Raw genomic sequence first — 13,614 nt, 5'->3', positions numbered from 1 at the left:
AATCATACCGTCAACAACTCACGGTTTATCAAATGAACAATACTCGTCGTCTATTACTTGACGACACAATCCTTATCTTAACCATGGCCGTACTTGCTGGCTGTGGGCTTATCTACGAATACCTGCTCTCTCATTATGCTGGCCGTGTACTTGGTGTAATGGAAAGTACTATCTACACCATGATCGGTTTGATGATAGTTTCAATGGGGTTAGGTGCTTTCGCGGCGCGTAAAATATCTTGCCCGTTTAATGGCTTTGTCTGGCTTGAAGCCATTATCGCCCTACTCGGCTGCAGCGCCATTTTATTAATTGGCGGTGCTATTGCCGCCACGCAATTACTTCCTCAATTAATTGCTGATACTTTCTTGTTACCACCAGATGCCATGCCACGTGGTGGATTGTTTCAAACACTAAGCTGGCTCGCGCTCAAGCTTCCTTACATTTTTGGTGTGCTTTTAGGGTTTTTTATTGGCATGGAAATTCCGCTGATCGCCAAAATTCGCGAGCATGTTCACCAAAAGCACCTACAACATAACTTAGGCACAATATACGGCGCAGATTATATTGGCGCAGGCATAGGCGCGGCGATTTGGGTTATTTTTTTACTTGCGATTGATATTAGCAAGGCTGGCGCGCTGACCGCAGCATTAAACCTCTTGGCTGGAACCGTGTTTATTACGCGCTTTTGGCACCAGTTAAAATGGCGAAAAGTTTTGGTAAGTTTGCATGTTTTACTGGCGATCATCATTATGGTTGTCTACCAGTTTGGTAACGGCTGGCTTAATCAAATGAATAATTTACTTTATCTCGATAAGGTCGTTTATACCGATAAAACCCGTTACCAACAGTTAACCTTTACCGAACGTAATATGGGTTTGGAGAATGAGTCGGTAATCAGCTTTTACCTTAACGGTCGTCTGCAATTTTCCTCTATCGATGAAGACATTTATCACGGCTACTTGGTTTACCCTGTCATGGCAAGTTCAGCGCGTACTGATAAGGTATTAATCATTGGTGGCGGTGATGGGCTAGCCTTGCGCGATGTGCTCAAGTGGGGCGCAAAAGAAGTCACGTTAATTGACTTAGATGAGCAGTTACTCGATATTTTTGCTAAGCCGAGCGAACACCTGCCAGCACCGCTTGCCAACAAGCTTACTCAACTTCATCAGAGCAGCCTAACTGATGATAGAGTGACACTGATGCCTGCTGATGCATTTATTGCAATTGATCAGCTTATCGCTAATCGCCAGCACTTTGATGCCATTTTGGTAGATTTACCTGATCCAAGCCACCCTGATTTGAATAAGCTTTATTCCGTTAATTTTTATGCGCGACTTAACCAGTTGCTCTCTAGCGATGGGATTATTGGTGTGCAATCAACCAGCCCTTATCATGCTAAAGCTTCTTTTATCGCTATTGGCAATACCTTGAAGGCTGCTAACTTTCTTCATGTTGAGCAATACCATGACAATGTGCCTAGTTTTGGCGAATGGGGGTGGAGTATTGCATCAAAAGCTGGGCTTTCACCTTCACAGCGACTGAATCAGCTAACAGGTTTACCTATTGAGCATAACTGGCTTACGCTGCCTTTGATTCTCTCTTCATTTAATTTTCCGCAAGGGTTTTATGATGAGCAAGAACAATATGGCATCAACTATTTGGGCAGCCATACGATATACCAATTGCATCAAGAAGCATGGAAAGATCAACAAGGCATTGTCCAGTAATACGTTATTTAAAAGCTATCTAAAGATATTTTTTATTCTTGGGTAGCCTACATATAACGAGCAAAGATAAAAAAGTAAAAACTTCACCGTAGCAGCTTGACATATTATGTCTGAGTGCTACATTAACAACCAATGACATATTATGTCGTTTAGCAATTAGTGTCGATATCGCCACTTTGCTACTTAGTTTGCATGAGGATAAACATGAATATACATAAGATAGCTGATCACTTAAATGCGCTAGCAGACAACTCTGAAACCGGGATGGTTTTTGATTGCCAGCCTATTTCAGGTGATGTTGATGTGCTGCAAATTACTGTTGAAGGTCGTGAAGAGTTACCTATTTTTGTATCGGTAACCGATGATCAAATTCTTTGCATTACCTACCTTTGGGGTAACGACGAAGTGAAACAAGAAAAAATCGCTGATATGCACACCGCTATGTTAGAAATGAGCATTCCAATGCCATTGTCTTCGTTCTCAAAAATTGGCGATAAGTACGTTATTTTTGGCGCCTTATCGATCGGTTCAACGTTTGCGGACATTGAGCACGAGCTAGCCGTTTTGAGTAACAACGCTATCGAAATTATCGACGATATGAGCGACTACCTAGTTTAAATTCGACCATCATTGAGGAGCAATTTTTATGAGTATTTTTAAGAAAATTATGACAGCGATCCGTGGTGGTGCTACGGAAGTGGGTGAAGCAATTGTTGATGCCAATGGCACTCGAATCTTTGAACAAGAAATTCGCGATGCAGAGCACCATTTGACCAAAGCTAAGCGTGACTTAACCAATGTGATGGCGCAACAAATGGCAGCAAGCCGTGAAGTTGAGCGCTTAAACCGTGAAGTTGCCGAGCATGAAGGCTACGCAGCACAAGCACTTGAGAAAGGTGACGAGTCTTTAGCGTTAGCGGTTGCTGAAAAAATTGCGAGTTTAGAAACTGAACTTAGCTCACAGCAACAAGCGTTAACAAGCTTCGAAACCAATGCTAATCGCTTAAAAGAGCTAGTACGTAAGAGTGAACGCCAAATTCAAGAGCACAAACGTCAATTATCTATGGTAAAGACGACTGAAAGTGTACAAAAAGCAACTTCAGCCATTACCGACAACTTTTCGTCAAGCAATTCAAAATTGTTAAATGCTAAAGACTCATTAGAGCGCATTAAAGCTAAGCAACAACAGTTTGATGACAAGATGAAAGCGGCTGAAGCGCTTGAAGCGGAAACCGGCGACGGCTCGCTAGAAGCACAGCTTAAAGCAGCGGGTATTGGTGCTGCTGATAACAACGCAAGCTCAGTGTTAGATCGTATAAAAGCGAAACAAAACAAAAGCTAATTGCGCGAGTGTTACCCAACCAACTCAGTCTGTCTTGTCGTTCCCCCTGCGACTTGTTAGGCTGAGTTTTCTTGTTTCTAGATTAGGTTTCAATTGCGCCTAATGTGTGCAACAAGAATACCGGCAAAGAACAAATAACTGGAACTACCATGAGTTTTATCAAAAAGCTATTTGGCAACGAAGAAAAGCAACGTGCCGTTACCCATGTTAAAGACTTACAATTAAATGACATGATTGCCATGTCAGACAGCTTTGGCTTACCAAGCGTATTGCGCGACCAACAATTTCAAGTGACCGCCATTAACTGCTACGAATTTGAGCATCGCACGCAAACAGAGTGGGTACTCACCGGCCAAAGCGATGTCGAACTATACCTGTCGCTCGAGGCTGATGATAAAACCTACCTAAAATTCTCACTTAAAATTGCCGACAACGACGTTGAAACCTTATTTGATTTGGACCAGTTTTCAACGGTATTTGATGAACCAGGCCAAGCACAACTTGAACGACAACAAGACTCAACACTCAGCCTAGATTGGAGTGATAGTCAGTACCAACAACAAGCGTTCGCGCAAGTGGGCTATTTTCATCGCAAAGACAACCGGGTGAGCAATCTAAGCCAATATGAAGGTAGTGATAGCGGCGAGCAATTTGAACTTTATACCTTGTACAATCAAGATGAAGATAAAGGTATTGATATTGAAGTATGGCAAGATGGAGATACCGATGTTTTCCTAACGCTGTTTCGCCCTGTCACGGATATTGTCGATATGTACCCTGGGAGTTAATCATGTCACGTAAAATACCAGATAAATGGCAATCATCCGTTAAAGCCATGAAGGCCGTTCAGGTGGCCTTTGATATGGACGAACAATTTCAGCTCGCCATACGCCGTGAAGCACTTGATGCTGGCCTTAGCCCGTCAGATCAAATTCGCACTATTCTTGGCCTACCAACAAGCAAGCGCCCTAAACGCCCAAGATTAACTGTAAGCTTATCGCCCGCTGATTACGAATTACTCGCTGAAAAATACGACTTAAATGCTGATCAGCAGCTAGAAATCAAACGCAAATTGATGGATGATTTAGTGATGTACGTTAAAAACCAACAAGATTAATCCACTAACATCATGATTGTGTTCAAATCTATTATCGAAAAATCTGGCTTTTACAATATCGACGAATATGGCGTTAAAAATTATAACCTTGGTGTTATCAGCCTATTTGCCATTGCACTGTTTATCTCATTAACGTTGAGCTTTGGCTACATCACCTATCAGGCAGAATTCGGCCAAGATGGCGCAACTATTGCCGATTATGCGGATGCGGTCTGGTTAATGTTAATGGCCTCTTCAACGATTGGTTTTGGCGGTGAATTACCGGTTACTGTGCTCGGCAGAGCCATGGTGTTTTCGATGTTTGTCTTAGGCGTTGGTATTCTGGGCTTGCTTGGTGGTGTTTTTGTTCAAAAAGCCTTTGGGTTTTCAGACACGAACATTAAAAATCGCGAGCTGAGAAAACAAAACCAAGAAATTCTCGCTAAGGTTAATGACCTCGAGCAAAAAATTGATCAATTGTTGGCGACCCAGCGCCAACAATAAGCTTTTCACTTAATCGCGTTGTCTCCCAAAGCAACGCGCTTTGCATCCTATTCACCACCTCAAATCATAGCTTTAATGAATAGCTTCGAAGTACAAGCAAAGTCTAAGCTTACCTAACTAAGCTACTCACTTGGCGAGTATTTCAAGCTATGCCATACTCACTAAAGTTGCTAGTAAAAGACCTAGCAACACAATAAGAAAGTGTAATAAGAATAAAAGGGAAGCTTATGAATAAATTCACATTAATTGCTGGCGTAACCGCTGTCTTAGGCTTATCAGGCTGCGCTAACAATAGTCAGCTCGATCAAATGTCTAACCAAATCGACCGATTGTCTAATCAAGTTAGCAAGCTATCGCGTGAAGTCGACAACTTAAAGACGCGCCAGCAACAACAAAAACGTAAAATTACTGAAGCTAACGAACTCGCTAGCCAAGCGAATGAGCGCGTTAACAATATGGTTGCCACGTTCAAGAAGTAACTGTTCGAAAAATAAATTTTCGCCGCTTTAACAATTAGTCGGCAGCTTGCTGTGCTGCCGATTTAGCTTTTTCAACGCGAATGACTAATCCTGATGGCTTCTCGAAATCTGCCCGATAACGTTCAATTTCGCTTTCCCCAATAAACTTTACTAACCTTTGCCAACCATCTGCATTTTGCTGTGCAGTTTGCTCCGAGGTGAGCGCTTGGTGTACTTCAAAAAGTTTCACCCCTGGCTTTTCGTAAGACATTTTTATCGGCTGATCGATTATCTTAACTTGTGTGTTGAGCGGTACATTTTCAAATAGCCATTTAATATCATCGTCATACATGCGAATACAGCCCGAGCTTGCACGAGTACCTATGCCAAAGCGCTGGTTTGTGCCGTGAATTAAAAATTCACTGGTGGCTAGGCGTAGCGCATATTTGCCAAAAGGGTTGTTTGGCCCTGATGGTATTTCATCCGCTAAAATTATGCCTTTTTCGGCAAGGTAACGGGCCTTCATTTCTTGTGTTGGACGCCAAATTGGATCTTTTCGCTTCTCACCGATATAACTCGTTAAATTTGGTGTCGCCAATCCCTTACGGCCAATTCCGACAGGAAACACATGAACACGATTTAATTCCGGTTGGAAATAATACAACCTTAATTCCGGCAAGTTGATAACAATCCCCCTGCGCTCAACAAATGGGAGCAATAACTGTGTCGGAATATGGATACTTGCTTGGCTTTGTGCCTTTTTTTCTGATTGGCTTACGGCATGTTCTGCTGATTGCTGAGCGCTAACCAATGTATCGGAAGGTTTTTGATAAGTAAGAAATGGATCAACACCTGGATTTGCCGCAATCAAGGCAAGAAAGCCAACATTAAATTGCTCTGCTAATCGCTGAAAATAGTCACCGCGTACAACGGTATGTTTAGTTGGCTCCCCGATAAGGCGCTGATGGGGTGGCGGTAAAGGATAAGCTGTAGCGAAAGCTAACTTAGCTGTTATTAGAAAACAAAGTAAAGCGATAAGGGCATTACATCTCCATGGTTTAATCATAGTGCTTTGGATACCCTCTCCTTGTTGATTCAGTTCGATAGCCGCTTTTTCACTAGTTCGCCATTTACCATTGTGTTAGTCGTTATTTTTGTTGTCATCAAGTCACGGTTATTAAAACTATTAGGCCAGTTGATCCGAATATAACAACCAATAGTTTCAATAACTTGTGCTGATTTTACAGCCAGTACGGCTCAACTTTAACGGCCGCTTGGTATGACTGATTAATCACTTGCAGCAGGTTATCAACTTTTGTATTGAGCCAACGGTTGAGCTTTTGCGAGCTTTGTTCGATACCGTTAAGCTGCTGTTGCAACAGATTCAATGTCGCCAACTCTTCAATGCCATTAAACACATCTAGCCAAGTTCGGCGGTATTCGGTTCGGCTTCCTTGTTCATACAATGCACCAAACCAACTCCCTGTGTGCAAACTAGAAAATAGGTGTTTTTGAATCACTAAATATTCTTGTGCGGATAACTGTAATTTATTGCCACACACATCTTTAATGGCCGTTAAATTAGTACTCAGTTTGGTTTTAGCATGCTCTGATAAAGAGCGTGTTTTATCTACTGGCTTAACCACGGGCTCCAAAACGTACTTCAACAAATGCAACTGAAGTAAATTAAATGTCGCCGACATTAGCTCTTGTTGAATCGCCTCTTCACTTGGGAACTGGCTGCGCTCTATTTTTAAGGTAGACACCAACTGATTGCTGTACTCGAGTTTTTTGCGGTAATTACCTGACTTCAGCGTTAAATCGTTGATATGAATAGCCGTTTCAAGCCAACTTAAACTGTCTATTGCGTGTTTTAACAGCGTATCGAATTGTTCAAATTTAGCGGATTCAATTAGGTTCTGATGTAAATGCAATCCTTGCTGAATAAAACTCAATGCTTCAAATACTTGTTTCACATGAGCCAATTCAGTTGCCGCCAACGATTGCGCAATCGCCTTTTGCAAGCAATTTAAACCATGCTCTAAGCCAATAACCATGGCTTTTTCAACAGAAAGCTCTGGATTTAGCGGCACTTGAAAACTTATCGTTTCCTCACTTTTTAGCGCAGCCTTTTCTTGCCACAACATATAACCACGAGCTGCTTTACTTAGACGGCCAGGGGTCAGTTGAAATGACTGACAAAGCAGTTCGGCAAGTACAAAAATCGCATCACGCTCACCACTAACCAGCTCTAATTCCAATTCATTAATTGGAAGTATTTGCCCTTGAGCGCTAATTTCGCCGCGGTCATATGCAACTTCAATTATTGAGCCACTAACTTCAACCCGCCAACTCGTGCGATGAAAATTCGTGGTAAATATTGCCACTAGTTGATTTTGAAGTTCCGTAACATTGGCAGCTATAGGCCAAATATCACTTGGAAATAAGGCTAAATCAGGAATATTTTGCTCAATGGCAACGTTATATTCGGGGCGCTGATGTAATCCACCAACGACGATTCCGGCAGTTTTTATTGTCTGCTCAGTATAATCATCGGCTTTACGTACGCGTAGGCCAAAGTCAAACTCGCGTAATGTTCGTTCATTCGTATCAAAGTAAGTATTACTTAACTGGCGTGACGCTTGGATGAAAGTAAGTTGGTGTTGATTAAGTAGTTGAGTAAATTGGCTAACGACATTGTCGTCGCTAACTAAATATTTAAGCTCGATTTCTGTGGACATGTATTTGTTGTTGGGACACCTAGCTATTCGCAAGCTGATATGGATGTCCTTGTGAAAACCAGAAAATTAGATTACAAAAGCGCCATTTAACAAGCAAGTTATTTCTCAGCTAAGCACGGCTAATTGGTGTCGAAATAAACGAAAAATCCACGGAATTTGTGCAATTGGTGCTTATTCCTCAAATTACAGCGCTCTGGCTTGCGCTCTTGTTCACAAAGCCCTAATATCGTGTGCATCTTTGGGAAAGTCTTTCAATCGGTATCGCATGGGGAAATTCATTAAGCTGGCCAGTGCAGCTTTATTTGCAGTGTCTTTAACTAGTTTTGCTCAACAAGCTACTCCTGAGCTTGAAGACGGCTTTATTTCTGACGAACTTTTCATTTACATGCACTCAGGTGCTGGTAACAACTATCGTATAGTTGGCAGCATCAATGCGGGCTCACAAGTTAAACTAACGGGTGAAAAACTTAATGGTTATACCCAGATTGTTGACGATAAAGACCGCACCGCTTGGGTTGAAGACAGATATGTTTCAAACAAGCCTGGCCTGCGCCATGTCGTAGCAGAGCTTAATGGCCAACTCGCTTCAACCGGTGAGCAAGAAGCCCAATTTCGAACACAAATTGCTGAAAGTAAAAAATTGCTCACTGCTGCCCAATCACAAAACACTGAGCTCACTAACAAGATCACATCGTTAGAAAGCGAGCTAGCAAGCGCCCAAGCTAAACTAGAAACGCAAGATATGGACGTAATGAAGGAATGGTTTTTCAATGGTGGCATTGTGGCTGGCCTTGGCCTACTAGCGGGGTTATTTCTCCCTCAATTATTTGGTCGTCGCAAATCATCAATGGACAGCTGGAAGTAATATCAAGATTAGTTAAGTGTTGACTGCAGTATATTAAAGCCTCAAGAAAGAGGCTTGTTGGTTTACGAAAATGCTGACGTTTCCTAGTTCGAAGAGCCCAATAAATTTGGTGCTAAATTAATTTAAGGCTTAGTTAATCTCAGGCTTAGCTGATTTCAGACTTGGTTAAGTTCAAGCATAGTTAACTAAAGATTTAACATAATAAGCAGTAAGTTACATTTAAGTTCAATCACTTAACTATCACAATCTGCTAGCAAAATGCATTTATCTGAAACCGAGGCGAACTTACGCGTTAATGGATGGTCTATTGCAAGTGAATTTAACAATGATAGCAGTAACACTAGTAGCTAGAAGCAATTGAGTTATCCAAACTTTAAGCTGTTAGTGATAGCATTGACCGGAAACTGTAGTAATGCACATAATTTTTGATGTACTTCACCTCTATTACCTTCCTCAGTATTTACCTGTAGCCAAAGAACTTACTCAACGAGGTTGTTCCATTGAGTTTGTCTTCTACCACAGTACTCACGATACTGTGATCAAAGAAGTCATTGCCACCGAAGCGCTGAACGCACATTGGGTGAATGGGCAGCAAGAAGCAACCAATTTATATCTCGAAAAACAGGCAGACTGGGTCGTACTTGCGAACTCTTACCCGCATCTAGATCAAGTCCATCAGGTCAGTAAAACGGTTCAATTAGGTCATGGCATAGGTCCTAAGTCGAGCTACTACAAAAAATCTGATACACCAACTACGGTAAGATTTGTTGAGGGAGCATATCGCACCCAACGATTCCAAGAGATGTATCCTGACGATACTTTTATTGATGTTGGTTTTGCTAAGCTCGATCCAATAATCAATGGCGAAAATGTAGGGTTTGACTTAGGTTCTCTTGGTTTAGACCCCAATAAACCGACCATAGCTTACGCACCAACATTTTACCCAAGCAGTCTTGAACTCTTTCCTAAACATTGGCCTGCGTCATTTGCTGATTACAACATCTTGATCAAGCCGCATTATTTTTCGGTTAGTAAGCCCAAATATAGCAAACATAAAAAGTTACTCGAACACTGGGCGACATTCGACAATGTATACCTCGCTAAAGTGTCTGATTACTGTTTGACTAGATTCCTAAGTTCAGCCGATATTCTGATCAGCGATGCATCTTCAGCCTTGTTTGAATTTGCGGCACTAAATAAGCCGGTAATTTGGTGTGATTTCTTAAAGTTGCGCTGGGGCTACCGCGGCGTATTTAGCTACCGCTTTAAACGACGAATGGATGAAGATTACGGTGAATATGCAAGCATTGCTGCCCACGCCGCAAAATACCGAGATGTAAAAAGCTTGGTAGACAGCCATGTTGCCAACCCAGAGCAACTCGCCCACGTTAGACTCTCATTGAGTGAAAAACTAGCCGGTAAGCTCGACGGCAAAGCCAGCTTGCGAATAGCCGACTACCTACTAAGCCACTAATTGCTGTGATAAACTGCCACACAATTTCATAACGCCAACCAACAAAGAGGTCTCATGAAGAAGATTGGTTACACTACTGGTGTGTTTGATATGTTCCATATCGGTCATTTAAATGTACTAAAGCGCGCTCGATTGGAATGTGATTATCTTATCGTCGGTGTAACTAGCGATGAGCTCTCTTTGAAAGCTAAAAACAAACAGCCAATTATTCCGTTTAGCGAGCGTATGGAAATTGTTGAGGCTATCAAGTTCGTGGACGAAGTCGTTCCACAAACAAGCTATGACAAAATGGCAGCATGGAACAATCTAAAGTTTGACATGATGTTTGTTGGCGACGATTGGCAAGGCACAGATAAGTGGCTGAAAATTGAAAAAGAGTTCAACGAAGTTGGTGTGGAGATCATGTATTTCCCCTATACAACGCATACTTCAAGCACGATCCTACGCGAAGCATTAGGCGACTTAGTAAAATAAAGTAAAGTAAACATATCTTATGCAATTATTCTCATCTCTAAAACATCAGGCTTTTTTGCTGTTTGCAGCAACCAGTTTTCAAGCGCTCGCCGGCCCTTGGGTTGATACCAACGATGCTTTTTTAAGAGAGAGTATTGAGCACCTAGCAGACGTCAACATTGTCACGACACCAACGACAACCTTCCCGCTGATGTGGCGCGACATTGCCAGAGATCTTGAGCAAGCTCCTCTTAATTTGATGGATGAACAAACACTTACAGCGTATAGCTACGTCAATCACCAGTTAAGGCTTGCCAAGAAAAGTACGAAACGCATAGAGCTAAACCTTGCAACCAAAGACGCTCGTTTCACCAGCTTTGGTGATAAATACCGCGATAAGAATACCATTCAGATCCACAACTCCTTTATGACGGATCGCTTTGCATTCAACTTTTCGCCGAAATACACATCTTCACCGAGCGATGATGACAAAGTAACTTATGACGGTAGTTATGCGGCCGCCTTTATTGGCAATTGGGTAGTTGCCGCAGGCATGCAAGACAGGTGGTGGGGGCCAGGCTGGGACACTAGTTTAAGCCTTTCCAACAATGCTCGCCCAATGCCAGCACTATCGCTGTCAAGGTTATCTGCCGAGCCAGTAACCGTGCCATTTACTGAGCATAACATTCCATGGACAGTAACCACGTTTATGGGATTAATGAATGATGACCGTATCGTCGACGACACCTTGTTGTGGGGCTTTAGACTTAATTTTCGCCCTGCTCAGAACTGGGAAGTGGGTATTTCACGCCTCGCGCAATGGGCAGGCGACGGTCGACCTAGTGGTTTAGATACTTTTGTTGACGTTCTCGCAGGGCGCGATAACTGCGGTGGTGTTGGCCCTTCTGTTGAAGAATGTGCTGCCGGTGAAGAGCCCGGCAACCAGCTTGCAGGTTATGATATTCGATACTCAACTAAGCTCTTGGATCACCCTGTAGCACTTTACTTTACCTCCTTTGCAGAAGATGGTGATAGTAAAGGTGGCTTAAGTATTTTAGGTGAAGAGCGCTATCAAGCGGGCATAGATACGCGCGCGACGGTATTCGGTAGAAACTGGCGTTTATTTGCAGAATGGACTGACACTTATGCAAAGTGTCGAGATGGTGTTAATGGTGATGGTACTTCGGCAATTGGCGATTGTTATTATGAACACCATATTTACCAAACAGGTGTTCGCTACAAAGGTCGAGCACTAGGTAACTTATATGAGAATGATGCAACAAGCATCGTTTTTGGCGCAATTTCGCAAGTCAATAACGATCTTGGCTACCAGTTCAAGCTACGTTGGCTTGAGCTCAACCAAGATAATAACGATAAAGCACCAAACAATCCGTTAATCGGTAACACCCTGACCCCGATAGCTGAAGATATCGTGATGCTATCAGGCAAGGTGCAATATAGTTATCAAAACTGGCGCTTTACGCTAGACGCAGACATCAGCCAATCAAGCTTTGAAAACGACATTGATGATGACACTAACGCTAACCTTTCAGTTAATATCGAATTTATGCTTTAGCTCAAGTGCAAGCACTATCGACTATCTAGATACCACCTAACCATTACTAAGCTATTACCTAGCGATTTAAAACTGCCGGTTGAAAAATATCGGCAATGCCTCTCTTTAGCAATGAATACTCACTGCGCTATAGCTTCCAATAGTTAAATTGCTTACGTATTTTGAACCGACGCAATAAATTTAACGGCTTTCGCTTAGCTGGCTTATGCAAACCAGCCAAACGCTCATCAACTGCTGCTAATACACGTTCTGCAGACTTCCCATCCTCGTAGGGGTGAGTTTGTTGCTTATATTCGGCTATTTTGGTCATTAAGGGCTCAGGGTGAGTTAACGCCGTTTCTATATGCTGTTCAAGTTCAGTTGGGTTATCAAAATCAAGTAAATAATCTTTTGGGCGAGCCGTTTTAAAAGTCACAACAGGTTTACCCAATAACAAAAACATAATCAGCACCGATGAAGTGTCACAGACCATGACATCTGCTTTTTGTAGCAAAGGCAGGACATTATCGGTTTCAACAAATGTTAGGTGCTCGTTTTGAATGCCCTTGTATTGGTCAACGATCGCCTTGTCCATTTTCGGGTGAAATTGTACCAGCCAGTTCCAACGCCCTGTTTCGCTAAGTCTCTTTACTTGCTCAAATAAATGCGGCGCACAGGTGAAGTTTCGAGAAAACGTCGAGCACAATAAAACCGTTGATTTAGCATTGACAACTGGCGTGTAATTATAGAGCGGATCAATCGCTGGCCAGCCTGTTTCAGCAATACTAAAGTGTTGATGTCTCTGTGCTAATTGAAGAAACGGTAGGGTAGTGTTTTCACCTTGCGTACAGTACAAGTCAAAAAAACCTCTGATGTTAAAATGACCTCGTTTATCTGACACTTTACCGGCATTAAAACCATGAAAAACCTGCACTTTCAACCCAGGAATAAAGTCAGGAACAATATTACCAGGCACGAATACCGCATCGGGCTGATACGCAATCACCTCCTCAACAGAACCTAAACGTTGCTCACCTTCTTCAAAATAACTTTGGTTGACTTCATCGCCATGAACAAACCATTTTACGTCATCACCGCGTGCAAGAATTGCCGCTTGCAATGGTCTTAAAATCGCGTACGAATAATTTTGAGCAATGTACAACAAATATTTTTTACGACGATTTAGGCTAGTACTCGATGACTGAGTTGGCATATTTTCTTCAGAAGGTTTTGTTGGCATAAAAAGGCAGTAAGCGCTCCAGTTAACGCAAAACAGCGGATTTATCGCATTGTAATATATTTGTCATTAAAATCACTGTTCAAAAAACTTAAATTTAAAGCAAATTAGCTATTGACCTAGAGCACCATTGTACGTTACTAATAGCTGCAGTGAATTTTG

At 42.3% G+C, this 13,614-nt stretch carries 14 protein-coding genes; 11 read left to right on the top strand and 3 right to left on the bottom strand.

The window, feature by feature from the left end; translation table 11 throughout:
- The first annotated feature begins 32 nt into the window (after positions 1-32).
- The 7 genes from DXX94_RS15690 (at position 33) to DXX94_RS15660 (ending at position 5,148) form a co-directional block, all read left to right on the top strand.
- Positions 33-1,727: a polyamine aminopropyltransferase gene (locus tag DXX94_RS15690; RefSeq protein ID WP_116017344.1), complete on the top strand. Its 1,695-nt coding sequence runs from the start codon at positions 33-35 to the stop codon at positions 1,725-1,727.
- 204 nt (positions 1,728-1,931) lie between these two features.
- On the top strand, positions 1,932-2,345 hold the full coding sequence (locus DXX94_RS15685; RefSeq protein WP_116017342.1) for a YjfI family protein: 414 nt from the start codon (positions 1,932-1,934) through the stop codon (positions 2,343-2,345).
- Between the two features lie 28 nt (positions 2,346-2,373).
- A complete protein-coding gene (locus DXX94_RS15680; protein ID WP_116017340.1) occupies positions 2,374-3,069 on the top strand; it encodes a PspA/IM30 family protein in 696 nt (231 codons plus the stop codon).
- Positions 3,070-3,218: 149 nt separating this feature from the next.
- On the top strand, positions 3,219-3,857 hold the full coding sequence (locus DXX94_RS15675; RefSeq protein WP_116017338.1) for a hypothetical protein: 639 nt from the start codon (positions 3,219-3,221) through the stop codon (positions 3,855-3,857).
- A gap of 2 nt (positions 3,858-3,859) precedes the next feature.
- Positions 3,860-4,186, top strand: coding sequence for a hypothetical protein (locus DXX94_RS15670; protein ID WP_116017336.1), 327 nt, complete (start codon positions 3,860-3,862; stop codon positions 4,184-4,186).
- A gap of 12 nt (positions 4,187-4,198) precedes the next feature.
- Positions 4,199-4,669 carry an ion channel gene (locus DXX94_RS15665; RefSeq protein ID WP_116017334.1) on the top strand — a complete coding sequence of 157 codons (471 nt, stop codon included), beginning with the start codon at positions 4,199-4,201 and terminating at the stop codon, positions 4,667-4,669.
- 227 nt (positions 4,670-4,896) lie between these two features.
- Positions 4,897-5,148, top strand: coding sequence for an Lpp/OprI family alanine-zipper lipoprotein (locus tag DXX94_RS15660; protein WP_116017332.1), 252 nt, complete (start codon positions 4,897-4,899; stop codon positions 5,146-5,148).
- Between the two features lie 34 nt (positions 5,149-5,182).
- Here DXX94_RS15660 and DXX94_RS15655 read toward each other — a convergent pair whose 3' ends face one another.
- Both DXX94_RS15655 and DXX94_RS15650 read right to left on the bottom strand, forming a co-directional pair.
- Complete coding sequence (locus tag DXX94_RS15655) at positions 5,183-6,193, bottom strand: L,D-transpeptidase family protein (RefSeq protein ID WP_116017330.1); 1,011 nt, start codon at positions 6,191-6,193, stop codon at positions 5,183-5,185.
- A gap of 175 nt (positions 6,194-6,368) precedes the next feature.
- Positions 6,369-7,868 carry a CYTH domain-containing protein gene (locus DXX94_RS15650; protein WP_116017328.1) on the bottom strand — a complete coding sequence of 500 codons (1,500 nt, stop codon included), beginning with the start codon at positions 7,866-7,868 and terminating at the stop codon, positions 6,369-6,371.
- Positions 7,869-8,133: 265 nt separating this feature from the next.
- Between DXX94_RS15650 and DXX94_RS15645 the strand changes: the two genes are divergently transcribed.
- The 4 genes from DXX94_RS15645 to DXX94_RS15630 all read left to right on the top strand — a co-directional run bounded on the left by DXX94_RS15645 (position 8,134) and on the right by DXX94_RS15630 (position 12,236).
- Positions 8,134-8,733, top strand: coding sequence for a TIGR04211 family SH3 domain-containing protein (locus tag DXX94_RS15645; protein ID WP_116001152.1), 600 nt, complete (start codon positions 8,134-8,136; stop codon positions 8,731-8,733).
- Between the two features lie 412 nt (positions 8,734-9,145).
- Positions 9,146-10,207 carry a CDP-glycerol glycerophosphotransferase family protein gene (locus tag DXX94_RS15640; RefSeq protein WP_116017326.1) on the top strand — a complete coding sequence of 354 codons (1,062 nt, stop codon included), beginning with the start codon at positions 9,146-9,148 and terminating at the stop codon, positions 10,205-10,207.
- Positions 10,208-10,261: 54 nt separating this feature from the next.
- The gene (locus DXX94_RS15635) at positions 10,262-10,681 is read left to right on the top strand and encodes an adenylyltransferase/cytidyltransferase family protein (protein WP_116017324.1); all 420 of its coding nucleotides are present in this window, start codon (positions 10,262-10,264) and stop codon (positions 10,679-10,681) included.
- Between the two features lie 19 nt (positions 10,682-10,700).
- The gene (locus DXX94_RS15630) at positions 10,701-12,236 is read left to right on the top strand and encodes a capsule assembly Wzi family protein (protein WP_116017322.1); all 1,536 of its coding nucleotides are present in this window, start codon (positions 10,701-10,703) and stop codon (positions 12,234-12,236) included.
- A gap of 127 nt (positions 12,237-12,363) precedes the next feature.
- On the opposite strand, the gene DXX94_RS15625 is transcribed toward DXX94_RS15630, so the two are convergent.
- Positions 12,364-13,428, bottom strand: coding sequence for a CDP-glycerol glycerophosphotransferase family protein (locus tag DXX94_RS15625; RefSeq protein WP_116018581.1), 1,065 nt, complete (start codon positions 13,426-13,428; stop codon positions 12,364-12,366).
- Positions 13,429-13,614 lie beyond the last annotated feature (186 nt).

Source organism: Thalassotalea euphylliae (genome assembly GCF_003390375.1).
In the GTDB taxonomy this organism is placed as follows: Bacteria; Pseudomonadota; Gammaproteobacteria; order Enterobacterales; family Alteromonadaceae; genus Thalassotalea_F; species Thalassotalea_F euphylliae_A.
The sequence above is the reverse complement of the archived record's forward strand: the minus strand, read 5'-3'. Positions and strand labels throughout refer to the sequence as shown.